The sequence below is a fragment of the Mesorhizobium sp. LEGMi-168a genome (assembly GCF_058312955.1).
In genome coordinates, this window is record NZ_JBZEGV010000002.1 from 97,859 (window position 1) to 115,928 (window position 18,070).

Annotated in this window: 19 protein-coding genes and 2 pseudogenes; 5 read left to right on the forward strand and 16 right to left on the reverse strand. The window is 65.1% G+C overall.

The features are described 5' to 3' along the window. Both AC4FWB_RS03805 and AC4FWB_RS03810 read right to left on the reverse strand, forming a co-directional pair. On the reverse strand, window positions 1–321 hold the full coding sequence (locus AC4FWB_RS03805; RefSeq protein ID WP_491024442.1) for an ArsR/SmtB family transcription factor: 321 nt from the start codon (window positions 319–321) through the stop codon (window positions 1–3). 248 nt (window positions 322–569) lie between these two features. Beyond that, window positions 570–2,153 (reverse strand): LysM peptidoglycan-binding domain-containing protein, encoded by a 1,584-nt coding sequence (locus tag AC4FWB_RS03810; RefSeq protein ID WP_491024443.1) that lies wholly within the window; start codon window positions 2,151–2,153, stop codon window positions 570–572. Between the two features lie 118 nt (window positions 2,154–2,271). Between AC4FWB_RS03810 and AC4FWB_RS03815 the strand changes: the two genes are divergently transcribed. Then, complete coding sequence (locus AC4FWB_RS03815) at window positions 2,272–2,883, forward strand: LOG family protein (RefSeq protein ID WP_491024444.1); 612 nt, start codon at window positions 2,272–2,274, stop codon at window positions 2,881–2,883. A 54-nt stretch (window positions 2,884–2,937) separates the two neighbouring features. Here the strand turns inward: AC4FWB_RS03815 and AC4FWB_RS03820 are convergent, their stop codons facing one another. After that, complete coding sequence (locus AC4FWB_RS03820; protein ID WP_491024445.1) at window positions 2,938–3,834, reverse strand: LysR substrate-binding domain-containing protein; 897 nt, start codon at window positions 3,832–3,834, stop codon at window positions 2,938–2,940. Window positions 3,835–3,946: 112 nt separating this feature from the next. Between AC4FWB_RS03820 and AC4FWB_RS03825 the strand changes: the two genes are divergently transcribed. Together AC4FWB_RS03825 and AC4FWB_RS03830 are read left to right on the forward strand one after the other, a co-directional pair. Continuing rightward, the gene (locus tag AC4FWB_RS03825) at window positions 3,947–4,237 is read left to right on the forward strand and encodes a muconolactone Delta-isomerase family protein (protein WP_320221353.1); all 291 of its coding nucleotides are present in this window, start codon (window positions 3,947–3,949) and stop codon (window positions 4,235–4,237) included. Window positions 4,238–4,350: 113 nt separating this feature from the next. After that, window positions 4,351–5,134: pseudogene (locus AC4FWB_RS03830) on the forward strand (glucose 1-dehydrogenase). A gap of 33 nt (window positions 5,135–5,167) precedes the next feature. Here AC4FWB_RS03830 and AC4FWB_RS03835 read toward each other — a convergent pair. From AC4FWB_RS03835 to AC4FWB_RS03845, 3 genes are all read right to left on the reverse strand, one after another. Beyond that, complete coding sequence (locus AC4FWB_RS03835) at window positions 5,168–5,626, reverse strand: DoxX family protein (protein ID WP_491024447.1); 459 nt, start codon at window positions 5,624–5,626, stop codon at window positions 5,168–5,170. Between the two features lie 333 nt (window positions 5,627–5,959). Next, window positions 5,960–6,421, reverse strand: coding sequence for a tetratricopeptide repeat protein (locus AC4FWB_RS03840; RefSeq protein WP_491024448.1), 462 nt, complete (start codon window positions 6,419–6,421; stop codon window positions 5,960–5,962). A 49-nt stretch (window positions 6,422–6,470) separates the two neighbouring features. After that, window positions 6,471–7,442: an MBL fold metallo-hydrolase gene (locus AC4FWB_RS03845; RefSeq protein ID WP_491024449.1), complete on the reverse strand. Its 972-nt coding sequence runs from the start codon at window positions 7,440–7,442 to the stop codon at window positions 6,471–6,473. A 272-nt stretch (window positions 7,443–7,714) separates the two neighbouring features. Here AC4FWB_RS03845 and AC4FWB_RS03850 point away from each other — a divergent pair, with 272 nt between their 5' ends. Beyond that, window positions 7,715–8,710, forward strand: a complete 996-nt coding sequence (locus tag AC4FWB_RS03850; RefSeq protein ID WP_491024837.1) for a transporter — start codon at window positions 7,715–7,717, stop codon at window positions 8,708–8,710. A 42-nt stretch (window positions 8,711–8,752) separates the two neighbouring features. Here AC4FWB_RS03850 and AC4FWB_RS03855 read toward each other — a convergent pair whose 3' ends face one another. The 9 genes and pseudogenes from AC4FWB_RS03855 to cysS form a co-directional block, all read right to left on the reverse strand. After that, complete coding sequence (locus AC4FWB_RS03855) at window positions 8,753–9,439, reverse strand: glutathione S-transferase family protein (protein ID WP_491024450.1); 687 nt, start codon at window positions 9,437–9,439, stop codon at window positions 8,753–8,755. 122 nt (window positions 9,440–9,561) lie between these two features. Continuing rightward, complete coding sequence (gene rarD, locus AC4FWB_RS03860; protein WP_491024451.1) at window positions 9,562–10,491, reverse strand: EamA family transporter RarD; 930 nt, start codon at window positions 10,489–10,491, stop codon at window positions 9,562–9,564. 100 nt (window positions 10,492–10,591) lie between these two features. Beyond that, a complete protein-coding gene (gene cimA, locus AC4FWB_RS03865) occupies window positions 10,592–12,208 on the reverse strand; it encodes a citramalate synthase (RefSeq protein ID WP_491024452.1) in 1,617 nt (538 codons plus the stop codon). A 211-nt stretch (window positions 12,209–12,419) separates the two neighbouring features. After that, a complete protein-coding gene (gene pip / locus AC4FWB_RS03870) occupies window positions 12,420–13,385 on the reverse strand; it encodes a prolyl aminopeptidase (protein WP_491024453.1) in 966 nt (321 codons plus the stop codon). Beyond that, entirely contained in the window at window positions 13,382–13,858 is a 477-nt protein-coding gene (locus AC4FWB_RS03875; RefSeq protein ID WP_491024454.1) for a GFA family protein, read from the reverse strand. Before AC4FWB_RS03875 ends, pip begins: the two co-directional genes overlap by 4 nt. Continuing rightward, window positions 13,855–14,346, reverse strand: coding sequence for a GFA family protein (locus AC4FWB_RS03880; RefSeq protein ID WP_491024455.1), 492 nt, complete (start codon window positions 14,344–14,346; stop codon window positions 13,855–13,857). The genes AC4FWB_RS03875 and AC4FWB_RS03880 overlap by 4 nt, the downstream gene beginning before the upstream one ends. Before the next feature lie 21 nt (window positions 14,347–14,367). Further along, on the reverse strand, window positions 14,368–14,754 hold the full coding sequence (locus tag AC4FWB_RS03885) for a VOC family protein (protein WP_491024457.1): 387 nt from the start codon (window positions 14,752–14,754) through the stop codon (window positions 14,368–14,370). Then, window positions 14,751–14,876: pseudogene (locus tag AC4FWB_RS03890) on the reverse strand (endonuclease domain-containing protein); the annotation flags it as partial. The gene AC4FWB_RS03885 and the pseudogene AC4FWB_RS03890, both read right to left, overlap by 4 nt. Window positions 14,877–15,130: 254 nt before the next feature. After that, complete coding sequence (cysS, locus tag AC4FWB_RS03895) at window positions 15,131–16,582, reverse strand: cysteine--tRNA ligase (RefSeq protein ID WP_491024458.1); 1,452 nt, start codon at window positions 16,580–16,582, stop codon at window positions 15,131–15,133. Window positions 16,583–16,972: 390 nt separating this feature from the next. Between cysS and AC4FWB_RS03900 the strand changes: the two genes are divergently transcribed. Beyond that, window positions 16,973–17,128, forward strand: coding sequence for a hypothetical protein (locus AC4FWB_RS03900; RefSeq protein WP_096874974.1), 156 nt, complete (start codon window positions 16,973–16,975; stop codon window positions 17,126–17,128). A gap of 116 nt (window positions 17,129–17,244) precedes the next feature. Here AC4FWB_RS03900 and AC4FWB_RS03905 read toward each other — a convergent pair whose 3' ends face one another. Further along, entirely contained in the window at window positions 17,245–18,006 is a 762-nt protein-coding gene (locus AC4FWB_RS03905) for an SOS response-associated peptidase (protein WP_491024459.1), read from the reverse strand. Between the last annotated feature and the right edge of the window lie 64 nt (window positions 18,007–18,070).

An 18,070-nucleotide genomic window follows, 5' to 3' on the forward strand; every position in this document is an offset into this window, starting at 1 on the left:
TCAGCGGCTGGAGCAGCAGGAGTTGACGAGTTCATGAAGCGAGGCCGACACGCCGGCGAGCGCGGCATGGTCGACCGCATAGCGCGAGCGCTGCCGGTCGGGCTCGAAGCGGACCAGCCCGGCCTCGACCAGGATTTTCAGATGCTGCGAAACGGTGGATTGCGCGAGATCGAGATGGTCGACCACCTCGCGGCAAGAGCAGCAGCGGCTGGCCGAGAGATGCTTCAGGATCTCGATGCGCGCCGGATGTGAAAGCGCCGCAAACCGCGCTGCGATGGTGCGGCTGTCGGGGGCGCGGTTGTCAGAGAGGGATTCGATCATCGTTCATCGTCTATCGCCGATGAACGATGAGAGGGCAAGCTAGGCGGATGGGTAGATCGTCGGAACTGCTAATCTCCCCCCTTGTGGGGGAGATGGCCGGCAGGCCAGAGGGGGGCGCGAAGGATCGCAGCCTTGCTCGGTCAGGGCAGTTTGCCAAACCGGGATGACTGATAGGTCGGCGGGACAGCGCCCCCCTCTGCCCTGCCGGGCATCTCCCCCACAAGGGGGGAGATCAGCCAACCGCCACCCTACTCCGTCTTCGGCGTGGTCATCTGGTCGCCCATGGCCTTCATGTCGGCCGGCTCGCCTTCCTTCGACTTGCCGGGAACCTTGAAGACCTGGCCGGGCCAAATGCGGTTCGGATCGCGGATCTGGTCCTGGTTGGCGAGATAGATGGTCGAGAAGCGAGTGCCATGGCCATAGACCCGGCGTGAGATGCGCCAAAGCGTATCCTTGCGGCGGATGATGACGGAGCCGTCGGTATGTTCGAGCTTCGGTGCGACCGTCTCCGGCACATCGGCCGATGGCTTCGCTTCCGCGACCTTGGCCGGAGCCTCGGCAGCCGGTACCGTCGTGTCGGCGGGCTTGGCTGCTTCCGCGGCCGGCGCCGTTGGCTCGGCGGGCTTGGCCTGCCCCGCCAGAGACCCGGCACCCTGGACCTGCGTGAGCTTGGTTCCAGCCGGTTTGGCCTCGTTCGGCGCGACGGCGGCGATCGACTCGCCGGGCTCGCGCTCGAATGGCACGGCGGCGCGGGCGACGACCTTCACGCCGTCGTCGGCAAGGCCGTCGACATGGATGGTATAGTTGCCGACCGGGATATCGCGCTTCGCCTCGATCAGGAAATGGCCGTCGGGCGAGGTCTTGGCCTCGCCGAGCAGAATGTCGTTGGCATAGGCACGCACCTTGCGGCCGGGATCGGCGGTGCCGGCGACGAAGATTTTGCTGCCGTCGATCTCGACCGCCTCGACGGCGATCTTGGGCTCGCCTGCGGCGGCGGGGGTCTGCGTTGCGGGGGCGGCAGCCTGGTCGGTGGCGGCCGGAGCAGTCGCTGCCGGCGCTGCCTCGGTGTTGGACGTCGCCGGGGCGGTCGCGGCCGGCGCCTGAGCGGCTGGCTTCTCAGCGGCAGCCGGCGCGGCCGGCTTGGCTTCCGGCTGCGGCACGGTGAGCAATTCGGACGGCTTGCCCGGCTCCTCGACCATCGCCAGCACCTGGCCGGTCGGGCTCTGCGGCACCGAGACGACGGCGGTCTGCGCCGAGGCGACCGCGACGCCGCCGGCGGTGGCGCGCAGCGTGATGGTATAGTCGCCGGGCATCAACGGATCGTCGAGCACGATGGCGAAGGCGCCGTCGGGACCGGCATCGGTCGAGCCGAGCACGGTGCCGCCGTTCAAGATCTCGACCTTGGCGTTGGGCACGGCACTGCCGGCGACGACGATCGACCCATTGCCTTCGACGCGCACGACATCGAAGGTCGGCAATATCGGCCCGGCGACGGCGGGCGCCTGAGCGGCCGGCGCGGATGCCGCCGGGGCCGTCGCGTTGTCGGCCGGTGCCATCGCGTTGTTGGCGGGCGCCATTTTGTTGGCCGGGGCCATCGTGTTGTTGGCGGGGGCCATCGTGTTGGCCGGGGCTTGCGTCGGCGGCAAGCGCCCCTCGGTGGACGTGCTGTTGGATTCAGCCGGCTTCGTGCCCGCTTGCGGAAGTGCCGCGACCTGCGCCGGTTTCTGGTTGTTGATGTAAGGGTCGAGCGCGCCCGACCCGTAGGCGACCGCCGCGACGACGGCAACGCCGCCCGCCGCGAACAAAAACGCCTTTGAAGGATTGATAGCCATAATCTTTTCTGCCCCCTTAGCCACCTAACGCCGGTCTAGCGTGTTTTGCCGAGTCCGACAAGAAAAAGCCCGCCCCCGGGCTTGACCGCGCCGACCGTCCCTATCACCAATCATCCTCATGAACACGATTCGATCCGTCTGCGTCTATTGCGGTTCGTCTCCGGGCCGCGACGAGGCCTATATCAAGGCCGGCCACCTGCTCGGCCGCTCGCTGGCGAAATCCGGCCTGCGCCTGATCTATGGCGGCGGCACCAAGGGGATCATGGGCGCCGTCGCCGAAGGCGCGCTCAAGGCCGGCGGCAAGGTGACCGGCATCATCCCGCGCTTCCTGATCAACCGGGAAGCGACCGAGAGCGCTCTCGACAAGCTCGACGAGCTGTTGATCACCGACAACATGCACGAGCGCAAGCACAGGATGTTCGAGAAATCCGACGCCTTTGTGGCCCTGCCGGGTGGCATCGGCACGGTCGAGGAGATCGTCGAGATCATGACCTGGGCGCAGCTCGGCCATCACCGCAAGCCGATCGTCTTCGCCAACATCAAGGGCTTCTGGGATCCGATGCTCACGCTCATCGAGCATATGTCGGACGAAGGCTTCATCCACACCGCACATAGGGTGAAGCCGCTGGTCGTCAACGACCCCGAGGCCATCGTTGCCGCCATCATGGTGGCGGGCTCGTCGGTGGATGCGCCGACGGAGGGTGTGCAGGCAGTGATAGACAAGATGTGAGGGAATAGGGGAGTAAGGGAGTATGTGGTGACTGCCAGCTGATGAGGCGTTCCCCTACTCCCCTACTCCCCTACTTGCCGCCTCCCTCAAATCCCCGATCACCACCCTCCGGTCATTGCGCCGCCAGGCGAGATGGATCTCAACACTGCGCTTGAACCAGGGCATATCGCGGAAAACGATGCCCGGCGGCGCGGCGCTTTGCAGGCTCTGCTGCACCGTGGCGAGGCCGAGGCCGGCGCTGACCAGGCCGAGCGAGGTTAACGGGTCGGCGGTCTCATAGGCGATGTCGGGCACGAAGCCGGCCTCGACGCAGGCCGCCAGGAACTGCGCCCGGTTGGTGTCGTCGGGCTGGCGCACGACGGTGATCAAGACACGGCCGTCGAGATGGCCGGGTCGGATGTCGGTGACACCGGCAAGCGGATCGCCCTCGGGGATTGCCAGGACCAGCGGCTCGCGCCGTACCAACATGCTGTCCAGGTCCGGATCGCCCCTCGGCGCCGGCGCATAGACGAAGCCGAGGTCGAGCGCTCGGCTTCGCAGATCCTCGAACTGTGCCGCGGTGCGGCGGCTGCGCAATTGCAGATGAAAATCCGGCCGCTCACGGCGGAATTCGCGCAGCATGTCGGCGACCAGCCCGGCATGCACCGCGCCCTCGACATAGCCGATGGCGAGGCTGCCGGCGGCGCCGCTGGCAAGATTGCGGCCGAGTTCTTCCAGCCGCGCGGCATTGGCAAGCAGCGCGCGGGCCTCGGCAAGGAACGCCCTGCCCTCGGCGTTAAGATGGACGCGCTGCTTCGCCCGCTCGAACAAACTGACGCCGAGCTGCTCTTCGAGCTGCATGATCTGCCGGCTCAAGGGCGACTGCGAGATGTGCAGCTGCTCGGCGGCGCGGCCGACATTGCCGGCCTCGGCGACGGCGACGAAATATCTTATCTGGCGCAGGTCGAGCATTTTTGCTCCTGGGTTCAAGTCCTTAAAGGTCTCAACTTTAGCCTAATCAGTCTTGGACAGTCTGACCAGACGGTGATATCTCCCGCATCAACCGCCCACAAAGGAGACCGCCATGCAGTTCTTTGCCCTTCTCACCCGCAACACCGAAAAGTTCAGCGATGCCGATTTCGCGCCGCTGCTGCCCGGCGAGGCCGAGCAGCGGCGCACGCTTTACGCGCAAGGCGCGGTACGCCAGGTCTGGAACCGCGGCGACATTCCCGGCAGCGGCATGATGTTCGAGGCGGCGGACGAGAAGGAAGTGCGCGGCCATCTCGCCACGCTGCCTCTGGTCGAGGCCGGCATGATGGACATCGCGGCAATCGTGCCGCTCAATCCGTATCCGGGCTTTGGGCCGAAGCGCTGAGGCGAGGCCGCCAGCCGACGCGATCGCGGCGAATGCCTTGCACTTCATCGAGCCGCGCGGCACGCTGGCGGCTGCCGGCGAGCTTGCCGACGACAATCGATGAAGGTGCAAATTTGCGTTCGACTGACTATCTCGGCCGCCTGTTCAGCCTCGAGGGCAGGCATGCCTTCATCACCGGCGCCAGCCGCGGGCTGGGGCTCGCCTTCGCGCAAGCGCTTGCCGGGGCCGGCGCGCGCGTTACGCTCGGCGGCCGCAAGGCGGACGAGCTGAAGGCTGTCGGCGACCGCCTGCGCGGCGAAGGCTACGGCGTTGCGGAAGCGGTGATCGATGTGACCGACACGCAGTCGGTCGACAGCGCGATCGCGGCGGCGGAAGCCGGCACCGGCCCGATCGACATCCTGCTCAACAACGCCCGGCATCCAGCGCCGCGCGCCGCTGGAGAGTTTCAGCGACGCCGACTGGGACGCGCTGATGGCCACGAACCTCGACGGCGTGTTCAAGGTGAGCCGGGCGGCGGTGAAGGGCATGATCGCGCGCCGCAAGGGCGTCATCATCAACGTCTCCTCGGTGCAGAGCGTGCTCGCCCGCCCCTCGATCGCGCCTTACGCGGCGAGCAAAGGCGCGATCACCATGCTGACCAAGTCGATGGCCGGCGAATGGGGCCAGCACGGCGTGCGCGTCAACGCCATCGCGCCCGGCTATTTCAAGACCGAGCTCAACGCCGCCCTCGTCGCCGATGAGACATTCTCCGGCTGGCTCACCGGCCGCACGCCGATGCGGCGCTGGGGCGACGTCGAAGAACTCGCCGGCGCCCCCGTGTTCCTGGCGTCCGACGCTGCGAGTTTTGTCACCGGACAGACGCTGCTGGTGGATGGCGGGATCACCAGCGTGTTGTGAGGGGTGCCCGTCAAACCGGCAAACTCGTCCCGCTCATCGACGGATGCTGCTCGACGGGCGCATCAATCTTGGCAGTTTCACGAATCTGGCGAGCACCCTGTCCGCCGACAGCCTGCCGGAGCCGGCGAGCGCCAGGATGAACATGCCGCCGGCAATCGCAAGGTCCTTCTCGAAATGCAGCAGCTCGTTCTGGCTGGCGAAGTTGGTGTGGAAGAGGCTCGCCGTCATCAGGCAGAACAGGCCGAGCGCCACCGCGCCCGGCCGCGCCAGGATGCCGAGCGCGACAGACAGGCCGGCGCCGAGCTGCAACGCGATAGTGGCAATAAGCAGCGGCGTGCCGACGCCTAGCGCGGCCATCGCCTTCTCAGCGCCCTCGAAATGGGTCGCGAGCTGCAATCCCTCATGCAGGAAGATCAAGGACAGAAGCAGACGGCCGGCAAGCAGGACTACATCGTTTGCATGAAGGTTCATGGCGCGTTCGGTTGGTGACATGGTCGGCTCCGTTGAGGTTGTGTCGGCTGATGGGATTTGTCGCTAAGGCAGGCAACTTTCCCCAATGGTCGGCGCCGCCCCTCACCTGCCTGCCGGCATCCTCTCCCCGTATAGAGACGGGGAGAGGGGCGCTCTCTTCAAGGATTTCGCCAATCACCAGCGTTGCAAGAAAGGCGCCAAGGGCGCGGCCAGCCTTCCTTCTCCCCGTCACTATACGGGGAGAAGGTGCCGGCAGGCGGATAAGGGGCGGCGCGGACCTTTGCGGTTGACTACGTTTTTTCCGAACGCCGGTTGCTTCGCTCTCCCCGCTTCGCGCGCGAGGAGCGCGGCACTTTACTTCGTCACCTTGGTATCGATGGCCTGCTTGAGGTCGGAAAGCTCCTCGCAGCCTGACGGGCAGAGTTTTTGCAGCGAGGCGAGCTGCTCATTGGCCTTGGCCATGTCGCCGGTCTCGACATAGAGCTCGCCCAGATATTCGTGGGCGGCCTTGTGGTCGGGCTTAAGCTCCAGCGCCTTGCTGTAATAGGTCAGCGAGGTCTGGTAGTCGCCGGTCTTGCGCAGCGTGAAGCCGAGCAGGTTGTAGACGTCGGCCTGCTGGGCGTCCTGCGCAAGGTCGCGCAGGTCGGCCAGAGCGCCCTTATAGTCCTTGGCGTCGATCTTGGCCTTTACGGCCGTCAGGTCAGGCGCGTCGGCGCCTTCGATGTCGTCCACGGCATAGGCCGGCACGGCGATGGCGATCGGAGCCGCGGTCAGCACCACAACGGCGCCGAGCACCGCGAAAAGTGCATGTTTCATTGGCGTTGTCGCTTTCTGTTCAGAATGAGATTCAAATCCGGAGACCGGGTCAGATCTGGGTTGGGGTGAAGGCGTAAGCGCTGCCGTCCTTGACGAAGCTGCCGGTGCCGGGGAACGGGAAGTGCGAGCCGCAGATGCGGACGTTGTCGGCGATCACCTGGTCGATGATCTTGTGGCGCGTGGCGATCGCCATCGGCCCGTCCTGGTCGTAGGCGCCCTGCCATTCGGGATGCGGGGCCAGCAGCGCCGGCACATACATGGTGTCGGCCGAGACGAGGAACTGCTCGGAGCCGGCGTCGACATGGTAGACGGAGTGGCCGGGCGTATGGCCGGGCGCCCCCATAATGCGGATGCCGGGCACCACTTCCGCGCCGTCGTCGACCAGCTTCCAGTTCTTCCACGTCGGGAAGTTTTCGGCGATGCGCTTGCCCGCCGGCTTGCGGCCTTCGGGAAGCTTGGCGAGCCGGCTGGGGTCGGTCCACCAATTGTATTCGGTGGCGTTGACGATCAGCTCGGCATTCGGGAACACCGGCGCGTTGGTGCCTTTCTCCATCAGGCCCCAGACATGGTCCGGGTGGAAATGCGAGATCATGATGGTGTCGATCGCCTTGTAGTCGATGCCGGCGGCCTTCATGTTGGCCGGCAGATGCGTGGCGTTGGCCTGCCACTGGCCGACGCCGGAGCCGGCATCCATCATGATGGTGCGGCCGTTCATCTGGAGCACCACGACAGTGAGCGGAATGGGCATGAACTCAGTGGAGAGCCCCGCCTTGGCGAGCGCCGCCTTGGTGTCGTCGACCGAGACATCCTTGATGAAGGCCGGGTCATGAGGCTTGCGCCAGATGCCGTCATAGACGGCGGTGACCTCGAGCGAGCCCACCTTGTATTTGTAGAAGCCGACCAGCGGCTCGACCGGGATTTCGGCGTGAGCCGCGGGCGCGAATTCCAGCTTGCCGGCAATGCCGAAGGCGGCCGCGGCGGCCGCGGATCCGAGCACCATGCGGCGCGTCATGTTGAACATCAGAAGTCTCCTCTAGTGGCCATGAGTGGCTGCGGGTTGCGGACGGAAGCTCATTGGTTTTGCTGCCTTGGGAGAATGGCCTCGCTACACAGCAAGACCCGGGAGCCCCGGGCTTTATTCCCGGACCAGCGCAGAATTTTTTTTGGAGGCATGGAGGCAGGCTGGAGCGCCGGCCGTCATCGAACTGTCACACGCAAACGGGATGGCTCATGCTAGAAACGGCGCCTGGCCGCCCCCGCGACCCCGACCGCATCAAGACCGGCGAAGCCGCCATGAACATCGCTGTCCCCAACGAAGGCACCGACCTGTCGCCCTATTTGCCCGACGAGCACGGACTGTTCTTCATCTATCATTTCACCGCCGAGGGCCTGCGCACCAAAGACCCCGCCGAGGCGCACTGGACGTGGCGCAGCTACCAGATCACCGACATGCGCGCGCGCAAGGAGATCGGCGCCGAGCAGGCCCTGCCGGCGCCGGTGCGCGAAGCCTTCCTGTCGCCCAGCCATGGATGCCATATCGATTTCGAGGATGATTTCCTCTACGGCGATCTGCCCGACCTCAGGCACGACTTCGCCGAGGCGCGCGGGCTCACGCATTTCCGCTTCGCCTTCAACGAGAAGATGCTGATCGGCGCCCGCAAGCAGCCGCTGGAATCGGTCGACAAGATCCGCAAGCTGGTCGAAAGCGGGTCGCGCAAATTCCGCTCGCCGGCCGAGCTGATCGAGGCAGTGATGGGGCAGTCACTCGACGGTATGTCGGGCGAGCTCGACAAGATGGGCGATACACTGGACGGCATCGAGGACCGCATCGTCTGCGACGCCTGGCACAGTGAGCGGCAGGCCCTGGTCGACGCGCGCCGGCATCTGGTGATCATCCATCGGCAGATGGCGACGCTCAGCAACCTCTTCCGCCATCTCGACCATTCGCACCGCGATGACCTGCCGGACCCGATCAACGACATGGCCACACGCCTCTCGCACCGGGCGCACACGCTGCACCACGACGGCGAGCAATTGCAGGCGCGAACGCGGCTCTTACAGGACGAGCTGATGGCGAAGCTGACCGAGCAGTCGAACCAGCTGCTCTACATCCTCTCCGTCATGACGGCGGTGCTGTTGCCGATGACCATCATCTCCGGCCTGTTCGGCATGAATGTCGGCGGGCTGCCGCTGGTCGACACGCCGATGGGTTTCTGGGTGGTGACGGCGATTTCGGTCGTCGTCGCCGGCATCGTCTATATGATCGTGCGGCGGCTGGGGCGCGTGTAGAGCAATGCCGGACTTCCGTCCGGAATTGCGAAAAAACAACAACTAGGCCGTTGCGCGCAGATCCTCGACAATCGTTCCTGTGGCACTGACCTCGGCTTCGTGGTCCGGCTCACGCCATGTCTCGGCGAGGCCAGCCGCATACCATTCGCGCATTGCCGGTAGGTCGAGCAATCGCTTGGGATAGGCCGCGGCGGCGCCTTCGAACGCCAGGCCATAGGACCGTGCCCGGAAGGCCACCGGGGCGAAGAAGGCATCGACCGCGGTGAAACGGTCGCCGGCGAGGAACGGTCCGCCGAAACGGGCGAGGCCGTCATTCCAGAGGTCGTCGAGGCGGAAGAGATCGTGTTTCAATGCATTGGACGTCGGCAACGATACGACGCGCACGCCGCAGCTCATCGGGCAGAGGTCGCGCAGCGCGGTGAAGCTCGAATGCATTTCGGCGGCGGCCGAACGCGCCCAGGCGCGGGCCTTGGCGTCCGTCGGCCAGACGCTCTGATGGCGCTCGGCCAGATATTCGACGATGGCGAGCGAATCCCAGACCGCCCAGCCGTCGTCGACCAGGCAGGGCACGCGGCCATTCGGCGAGAACGACCGGAAGAGGCTGAAACTCGATCCGGTCGGGAACGGCGTCAGCCGCTCCTCGAAGGGAATATCGAGGGTACGCATCAGCACCCACGGCCGCAGCGACCAGGACGAATAGTTCTTGTTGCCGATATGCAGCACGTACATCGGATGCCTCTCCTTCCTGTTTACGCAATTCCGGACGGAAAACCGCTCACACTTTTCCTGGAATTGCTCTCCAGTTTGACGCAATTCCGGACGGAAAACCGTCTCACGCTTCCTGGAATTGCTTACCTTGTCGCGGGTGCCGCCGGGCGGACCTCGCGGCCCTTGAACATCGACCAGCTATACATCGCCAGCGCCGTCCAGATCAGCGCAAACGCGATGGCCTGGGTGGTTCCGAACGGCTCGTCGAAGATCAGCACGGCGATCAGAAACACCATGGTCGGCGCGATGTATTGCATAATGCCGATGGTGGAGAGGCGGAGCAATCTGGCGCCGAAGGCAAAGAGCAGAAGCGGCACTGCCGTAATCGGGCCGCAGCCGATCAGCAGCGCGGTGTCTTTCGCGGTGCTGGAGATGAAATGGTCCTGCCCGGTGGCGATCAGATAGGCGATGTAGCAGAGCGCCGGCACCGACAGCAGCAGCACTTCGAGCAGAAAACCCTGGCTCGGGCCGATCGGCAGCGTCTTGCGGAAGAAGCCGTAGGCGGCGAAGGAGAAGGCGAGCGCCAGCGACACCCAGGGCAATTTGCCGGCCTCGACGGTGAGCACCGCCACCGCGATCGCGGCAAGCGCCACCGCGGCGATCTGCAGCCGGTCGAGCTTCTCGCCGAGCAGCACGGCGCCGACCACGACGCTGACCAACGGGTTGATGTAGTAGCCGAGCGCGGTCTCGACGGTGCGGTCGACCGCGATCGCCCAGACATAGATGCCCCAGTTGACCGAGATCAGCACCGCCGTCAGCGCGGCCATGGCGATGCTGCGAGGCGAGCGGATCGCCGCCTTGAAATCGGCGGTGCGGCCGGCCCAGATCAGCACGCAAGCTGCAATCGGTACCGACCAGACGACGCGGTTGGCGATCACCTCGGCGAGCGGCAAATGCGCCACCGCCTTCATGTAGAACGGCAGCAGCCCCCACAGGAAATAGGCGCCAAGCGCCAGCAGGAAGCCGCGGCGGGCCTTGGCGTCTTGATCGAGATCGGCTGTTGCGGTGACCATGGCCCAACGCTATGGCCCAGCCGGATGGCCAACACCATCGCAAAATTGTGATGGATCAACGGACTTTTGATGATGGTTCAAGGGGGCGAGGAAAGGAGCCCTACTCCGCCGCCACCAGCCCGGCCATCTCGCGGTTCTTCATCAGCTTGTAGATGATCGAATCCATCAGCGCCTGGAAGGAGGCGTCGATGATGTTTTCCGACACGCCGACGGTCCACCAGCGGGCTCCGGTGGAATCGTGCGATTCGATCAGAACGCGGGTGATGGCCTCGGTGCCGCCGTTGAGGATACGCACCTTGAAGTCGGCGAGCTCGAGATCGACGATCTCACTCTGGTACTTGCCGAGGTCCTTGCGCAGCGCAATGTCGAGCGCATTGACGGGGCCGTGACCTTCGGCCACCGACATCTTCTCCTCGCCGTCGACCTCGACCTTCACGATCGCCTCCGACACCGTCTTCAGATTGCCGTTGGCGTCGAAGCGGCGCTCGACCATGCAGCGGAACGAGGTGACGGTGAAGAATTCCGGCAGGCCGTGCAGCATCTTGCGCGCCAGGAGCTCGAAGGAAGCGTCGGCGCCCTCATAGGCGTAGCCTTCGGCCTCGCGCTCCTTGACCACGGCGATCAGCGCGTCGAGCCGGTGATCGTCCTTCGGCACGTCGATGCCGCGCCGCTTCAGCTCGGCGAGGAAATTGGCCTTGCCGCCCTGGTCGGAGACCATGATGCGGCGGCGGTTGCCGACGGCTTGCGGCTCTACGTGCTCGTATGTCGCCGGCTCCTTGGCGAGCGCCGAGGCATGGATGCCGGCCTTGGTGGCAAACGCCGAGGAGCCGACATACGGCGCCTGCGCTTCCGGCGCGCGGTTCAGCAATTCGTCGAAGGCGCGGGAGAGCCGCGAAATGCCGGTCAGCGCTTCGGCCGAAATGCCGGTCTCGAAGCGGTCGGCGAAGGCCGGCTTCAGCGATAGCGTCGGCACGATTGAGATGAGATTTGCATTGCCGCAGCGCTCGCCGATGCCGTTCAGCGTGCCCTGGATCTGACGCACGCCGGCCTCAACGGCGGCGAGCGAATTGGCGACCGCCTGGCCGGTGTCGTCATGGGCATGGATGCCGAGATGGTCGCCCGGGATGCCGCCGGCGATGACCTTCTCGACAATGGCACGCACTTCCGAGGGCTGCGTGCCGCCATTGGTGTCGCACAGCACCACCCAGCGTGCGCCGGCATCATAGGCGGTCTTGGCGCAGGCCAGCGCGTATTCGGGATTGGCCTTGAAGCCGTCGAAGAAATGCTCGCAGTCGACCATCGCCTCCTTGCCGGCGGCGACCGCCGTCTCGACCGAGGTCCTGATCGACTCGAGGTTCTCCTCGTTGGTGCAGCCGAGCGCGACGCGCACATGATAGTCCCAGCTCTTGGCGACGAAGCAGATGGCGTCGGACTTCGACTGCACGAGCGCCGCCAGCCCCGGATCGTTGGACGCCGAAACCCCTGCCCGCTTGGTCATGCCGAAGGCGACGAAGCTGGCATTGGTCGTGCGCTTCTGCTGGAAGAAGGCGGTGTCGGTCGGGTTGGCGCCGGGGTAGCCGCCCTCGACATAGTCGATGCCGAACTCGTCGAGCAGCTTGGCGATGGCGATCTTGTCCTCTACGGAAAAGTCGATGCCCGGCGTCTGCTGGCCGTCGCGGAGGGTGGTGTCGAAGAGGTAGAGGCGTTGCTTTGTCATGGCAGTAGCTCGAAAGGCCGCGATCCTTCGCGCCCCCCTCTGTCCTGCCGGACATCTCCCCCACTTGGGGGGAGATCAGCCGTCACTCCCGCTTTCGCCAATCTCCAGCGTTGCTGGAGGAGCGGCAGAGCCGAAGCTGCCAATCTCCCCCCTTGTGGGGGAGATGTCCGGCAGGACAGAGGGGGGCGCCGTAGAGCGCGAACGTGCATGATTATTTACCCGCGTACTTGTCCGTGGCCCGGATCAGCCGGTCCAGAATCCCCGGCTCCGAATAGGCATGGCCGGCACCCTCGATGAGGTGGAAATCGGCCTTCGGCCAGGCCTTGTGCAGCGCCCAGGCATAGCGCGCCGGGCACGGCATGTCGTAGCGGCCGTGGACGATGGTGCCGGGGATATCCTTGAGCTTCCAGGCATCGCGCAAAAGCTGCCCCTCTTCCAGCCAGCCGGCATGGACGAAATAGTGGTTTTCGATGCGGGCGAAGGCCACCGCATAGTCGTCCTGGCCGAACGGCGTGCTGGTCTCAGGCTCCGGCAGGAGCGTGATCGTCTCGCCTTCCCACAGGCTCCAGGCAAGGGCCGCCTCGACCTGAGCCTTGCGATCGGAGCCCACCAGCCGCTTGCGATAGGCGGCCATCATGTCGCCGCGCTCGGCTTGCGGGATCGGCGCGAGGAAGCGCTCCCACTTGTCGGGGAACATCTCGGAGACGCCGAACTGATAGTACCATTCGAGCTCGGCGCGGGTGAGCGTATAGATGCCGCGCACGACGAGCTCGCTGACGCGCTCGGGATGGGTTTCGGAATAGGCCAGCGCCAGCGTCGAACCCCACGAGCCGCCGAAGACCAACCACTTGTCGAAGCCGGCCATCTCGCGCAGCCGCTCGATGTCTGCGACGAGGTGCCAGGTGGTGTTGGCTTCCAGCGAGGCATTCGGCGTCGACTTCCCGCAGCCGCGCTGGTCGAACAGGATGACGTCGTAGAGTTTCGGATCGAACAGGCGCCGATGTTTCGGCGAAATCGTGCCGCCCGGGCCGCCATGCAGGAACACCGCGGGCTTGGCGCCCTTCGTGCCGCAGCGTTCCCAATAGACGGTATGGCCGTCGCCGACATCGAGCATGCCGCTCTCGAACGGTTCGATCTCGGGATAAAGCGTGCGCAAAGAACTGGCGTGCATCGTCATAGTTTCAGGCCCTGCTGCGGCCAGTTAGCCGTCTCGTGGTCGGGATGCTGGAAGGAGATGATCTGCTCCTGCCGTCGATAGTAGTCGGGGTCGTCGTGGACCGGCGCCTCGAATATCTTTTCCACCCAGGGCAGCCGCACCGCGTAGTTGACCTGGATCTGCGGCGCCAGATCCGAGCGGTCGTCGAAGGCGCCGATGGCGATCTCGAGCGCGCCCGGCTGGCGGTAGGTCAGCGGCGTGCCGCAGCGGCGGCAGAAGCCGCGGTCGATGTTGACCGAGGACTGGAAATAGCTCGGCTCTTCATGGGTCCATTCGACGCTGTCCTTCGGCACCGTCACCAGCGCGCCGAAGAAATTGCCAAACTGTTTCTGGCACATGCGGCAATGGCAGATGGATGGGCGTCCGAGCTTGCCCTTGATGCGGAAGCGCACGGCGCCGCACTGGCAGCCGCCGGTTCGAACTTGGTCGGTCATGGTTTTTCCTCCAGCGGCCATTGGTCGGTGTCGTGATCGGGATGCTGATAGGAGACGAGTTCGGCGAGATAGGGCGCCGAGCCGATATCCGCCATCGTGTCCTCGCCCGGCAATTGCGGAATGCTGTCGACGTAGGGGAGCTTGGCCTCGGTCCCCCACTGGATGGTCGGCGCGATGCCCGATGGGTCGTCGAAGGCGGCGATCGCCAGTGCCACGCCGTCGGGCGCCTCGAAGGTCAGCGGCGTGCCGCATTCGGCGCAGAAACCGCGCCATGCCGCGCTCGACGAACGGAAGCGCTTCGGCTCGCCGCGCGTCCAGTCGAGCCTGGCGCCACGCACCGAGACCAGCGGCAGATAGAAATTGCCGCTCGCCTTCTGGCACATGCGGCAATGACAGATCGAGGCGTCGCCGAGCGTGCCCTCGACGCGGAAGCGCACCGCCCCGCACTGGCAGCCGCCCGTATAGACCGGCCGGTTGTCGAGGCTCATGACTGACTCCTGGCCATGGGCTCACTCCGGATCATGGCAGACCGCCTCGACATTGTTGCCGTCGGGATCGAAGACGAAGGCGCCGTAGTAGTTCGGATGGTAATGCGGGCGCAGGCCCGGCCCGCCATTGTCCCTACCGCCGGCGGCAAGAGCGGCGGCATGGAAGGCGTCGACCTCGGCGCGGCTGCGCGCGGTGAAGGCGACATGCTGGCGGTCCTTCGGCTTCTCCCTGCCGGCACTCACCCAGAACACCGGCCGGTCGCGGCCATAGCCGCCGACCTTGGCGCCACCGGTATATTCCTGCGGCACCATGTAGAGCAGCGAAGCGCCCAGCGGCGCCATCGCCTTGTCGTAGAAGGCCTTGGACTTTTCGAAATCGGAAACGCTGATGCCGAGATGGTCGATCATGGAACGAGCTCCTGCGTTGCTTTCTCCGGCACGTCGGCGCCGGCCAAGCCGGCCGCAATCACGATGTGCTGGCAGACATTGTCGATATCGCGGATCACGTCGTCGTTCCAGAAGCGCAGGATCGCCGGCGCATGCGTCCTGCCATTCAGGATTGCGGAGATTGGCGCTCTACGGCGCCCCCCTCTGTCCTGCCGGACATCTCCCCCACTTGGGGGGAGATTAGCAGCCTCCGCGCCGCGCTCAATCCTGCGACGTCGGAGATTGGCGAAATCGCCAGCGACGTCCGATCTCCCCCCTTGTGGGGGAGATGCCCGGCAGGACAGAGGGGGGCATTGTCCCGCCATCCTCTCCATTCTCGCAATGGAAGCCACTATCCTCACCGCTTCACCTCCCAGGTCGTCACGCGCTCGCCGGTGACCGGGTCCTTACCGTCTTTCAGTTGCACGCCCTGCGCCAGGAGTTCCTCGCGGATGCGGTCGGCCTCTGCCCAGTTCTTGGCCGCGATCAGCGCCAGGCGGTCGGCTATCGCCTTGGCGATGGCTTCCTCATCCACCTTGGCCGCGCCGACGTCGAAGCCGAGGAAGGCGAGCGCGGCCTTAAGCGAAGCGGCAGGCGCATTCTCACCGCTGCCGCTGAATTCGATGGCCTCGCCGGCAAGCTGCGTCAGCCGCTGGAAGGCGGCGTAAGTCGCGAGGTCGTCGGACAATGCTTCGACCACATCGGCCGGCAGTTCCCTGGCCGCCGCGGGCGCCAAGTCCGCCGCACGCTTCCATTTGCGCAGCGTGTTTTCCGCCTCCTCCAGCTTGCGCACGGAAAAGTCGATCGGCTCGCGGTAATGCGTCATCAACATCGCCAGCCGCAGCACCTCGCCCGGCCATGTGCGACCGCCGAAGGTCTCGGTCTCCAGCAGCTCATGGATAGAGTAAAAATTGCCGAGGCTCTTCGACATCTTCTGGCCCTCGACCTGCAGGAAGCCATTGTGCATCCAGACATTGGCCATGACCTTGGTGCCGTGGGCGCAGCGCGACTGGGCGATCTCGTTCTCGTGGTGCGGGAAGATCAGGTCGAGGCCGCCGCCGTGGATGTCGAAAACCTCGCCGAGATAGGCGGCCGACATCGCCGAGCATTCGATATGCCAGCCCGGCCGGCCCCTGCCCCACGGGCTTTCCCAGCCGGGCTCTTCAGGTGTCGACAATTTCCACAGCACGAAGTCACCGGGGTTCTTCTTGTGCGCGTCGACGGCGATGCGGGCACCCGCCTGCTGCTCGTCGAGGTTGCGCTTCGACAGCTCGCCATAGTCCGGCATCGAGGCGGTGTCGAACAACACCTCGCCGCCGGCGACATAGGCATGGCCGCGCTCGATCAGTTGCCCGATCAGCGACAGCATGTCGGCCTTGCCGTCGGCGCGGGGCGCGACGAACTCGGTGGCGCGCGGCTCGAAGGTCGGCTCCAGGCAGCCGAGCGCCGCGACATCCTTGTGGTACTGGTCGGCGGTCTTTTCGGTGACCTTGCGGATGGCGTCGTTGAGCGACAGCTTCCCGGCCGCGATCTCGGCGCCGAAATCCCGGAGCGCGCGGGCATTTATCTTGTCGTCGACATCCGTGATGTTGCGCACATATGTGACGTGGCTTTCGCCGTAAAGTTGGCGCAACAGACGGAACAGCACGTCGAAGACGATAGCCGGCCTGGCATTGCCGATATGGGCAAAGTCGTAGACGGTCGGGCCGCAGACATACATGCGCACGTTTTTCGGATCGATCGGAACGAAACGCTCCTTCGCCCGCGTTAGCGTGTTGTAGAGGCTGAGGCCCTTCGATGCGTCAGACATGCGGTCCCGGTCCTTGATTTGGGTTCGCTGGAACCAGGCCTGCGCCAAGGCGTAAATCGGGCTCCAGCCTGCTGGCCGGGGCGTTTGTCCAATCTAGGGAAAGATGAGGCGAAAACGTCCGGACCAGCGAGAGGCTAGTCAATAATGCAAATGCCACAAATGGCGAAAGACGTTTTCATGGGCGGCTTTATCGCGCCCGCCGGTGTTGCCGTCAAGTCGCTCCGTTCGGGAAAGATGTCGTTGGATCACAGGTAAAGACCGGCCGAAACATTTTATTAAACATGTCGGCACAGTGATGAAACATTCGCCGGCTAGACCGCCAAGGCGTCACGATTTGGTCCGAATCGACCATCAAACGCCGACACGGAAATGTTACCAGGGAAGAGAACAATGCCTCGAAGCAAGCAGGAACAAAGCCGACCGCCGCAACAGCCGCTCACCAAGCACTACCGCGCGATCGGCCCGGCGGCCATCGTCGCGGCCCTTCTTCACACCGCGAAGAAGAAGAAGCCGGCGCAGAAGATCGTTTCGCCGCGCGCCGCCTGAAGCGGCAAGACCGGCGCAGTCTCCCATGATGGGAGCGCCGGCGATGAGGGCGCCTCCAATGCGCGCCCTGGAGATGAAGGCCTCCGCTAGCCGCCTTCGTCAGCTAGTAGCCTTCGTCAAAATAGGGTCATCTGGTTTTCGTCCGCGCCGGGCTTCTGGCGCCTGACCTTCTCGGGCTGAGGCCCGACAATGCCCCGCTCCTGAATCTCCGGCCCGGTGTTGGCGACCTTGTTGACAAGGTCGGAAACCGGGACAGCCTCGAAGAAATCGGGTTCGGCGGGCTTCAAAAGGTCGAGCACGTCGCGCGGCTCCTGCGTGCGGCAATCCAGCCAGCGGGCGAAGTCGCGCTCTTCGATCACCACCGGCATGCGGTCGTGGATATGGGCGATGCCGGCATTGGCGCGCGTCGTCAGGATGGCACCGGTATCCATCTCGGAGCCGCCCGGCTCAGAATAGGTCTCGACCAGGCCGGCGAAAGCGATCACCCCGCCCCGCTTCGGCCGGATCCAGTAGGGCTGGCCCTTGGCGCTGCCCGACTGCTGCCATTCATAGAAGCCGGAAGCCGGCACCAAGGCGCGGCGATGGCGCATGGCGGTCTTGAACGAGGCCTTGTCCAGTACCCCTTCCGAGCGGGCGTTGAAGAGCAGCGGAAATTCCTTCGTGTCCTTGACCCAGGCCGGGATCAGGCCCCAGCGCACCAGCATCGCCTGACGGTCCGGCAGGTTGGAGCCGGGCGCGCGCGGCGGACCGGCGAGCGCCATCAGCACGGGCTGTGTCGGGGCGATGTTGTAGCGGGCCGGAAATTCCTCCAGCTCCGCCAGGCCGAGAAAGGCGGCGGTCTGGTCCGGTGTGGCGGTCAGGGCAAAGCGTCCGCACATGAACTCGGCTCGTCGATTTGATTTCTCGTGAAAGTGGCGATGGAACAGCCACGCCGCAACCGCT

Bases quoted from the DNA above. Each gene is read 5' to 3' on its own strand.
- AC4FWB_RS03805 (WP_491024442.1), bottom strand. From the start codon at position 321: ATGATCGAATCCCTCTCTGACAACCGCGCCCCCGACAGCCGCACCATC.
- AC4FWB_RS03810 (WP_491024443.1), bottom strand. From the start codon at position 2,153: ATGGCTATCAATCCTTCAAAGGCGTTTTTGTTCGCGGCGGGCGGCGTT.
- AC4FWB_RS03815 (WP_491024444.1), top strand. From the start codon at position 2,272: ATGAACACGATTCGATCCGTCTGCGTCTATTGCGGTTCGTCTCCGGGC.
- AC4FWB_RS03820 (WP_491024445.1), bottom strand. From the start codon at position 3,834: ATGCTCGACCTGCGCCAGATAAGATATTTCGTCGCCGTCGCCGAGGCC.
- AC4FWB_RS03825 (WP_320221353.1), top strand. From the start codon at position 3,947: ATGCAGTTCTTTGCCCTTCTCACCCGCAACACCGAAAAGTTCAGCGAT.
- AC4FWB_RS03835 (WP_491024447.1), bottom strand. From the start codon at position 5,626: ATGTCACCAACCGAACGCGCCATGAACCTTCATGCAAACGATGTAGTC.
- AC4FWB_RS03840 (WP_491024448.1), bottom strand. From the start codon at position 6,421: ATGAAACATGCACTTTTCGCGGTGCTCGGCGCCGTTGTGGTGCTGACC.
- AC4FWB_RS03845 (WP_491024449.1), bottom strand. From the start codon at position 7,442: ATGTTCAACATGACGCGCCGCATGGTGCTCGGATCCGCGGCCGCCGCG.
- AC4FWB_RS03850 (WP_491024837.1), top strand. From the start codon at position 7,715: ATGAACATCGCTGTCCCCAACGAAGGCACCGACCTGTCGCCCTATTTG.
- AC4FWB_RS03855 (WP_491024450.1), bottom strand. From the start codon at position 9,439: ATGTACGTGCTGCATATCGGCAACAAGAACTATTCGTCCTGGTCGCTG.
- rarD (WP_491024451.1), bottom strand. From the start codon at position 10,491: ATGGTCACCGCAACAGCCGATCTCGATCAAGACGCCAAGGCCCGCCGC.
- cimA (WP_491024452.1), bottom strand. From the start codon at position 12,208: ATGACAAAGCAACGCCTCTACCTCTTCGACACCACCCTCCGCGACGGC.
- pip (WP_491024453.1), bottom strand. From the start codon at position 13,385: ATGACGATGCACGCCAGTTCTTTGCGCACGCTTTATCCCGAGATCGAA.
- AC4FWB_RS03875 (WP_491024454.1), bottom strand. From the start codon at position 13,858: ATGACCGACCAAGTTCGAACCGGCGGCTGCCAGTGCGGCGCCGTGCGC.
- AC4FWB_RS03880 (WP_491024455.1), bottom strand. From the start codon at position 14,346: ATGAGCCTCGACAACCGGCCGGTCTATACGGGCGGCTGCCAGTGCGGG.
- AC4FWB_RS03885 (WP_491024457.1), bottom strand. From the start codon at position 14,754: ATGATCGACCATCTCGGCATCAGCGTTTCCGATTTCGAAAAGTCCAAG.
- cysS (WP_491024458.1), bottom strand. From the start codon at position 16,582: ATGTCTGACGCATCGAAGGGCCTCAGCCTCTACAACACGCTAACGCGG.
- AC4FWB_RS03900 (WP_096874974.1), top strand. From the start codon at position 16,973: ATGCCTCGAAGCAAGCAGGAACAAAGCCGACCGCCGCAACAGCCGCTC.
- AC4FWB_RS03905 (WP_491024459.1), bottom strand. From the start codon at position 18,006: ATGTGCGGACGCTTTGCCCTGACCGCCACACCGGACCAGACCGCCGCC.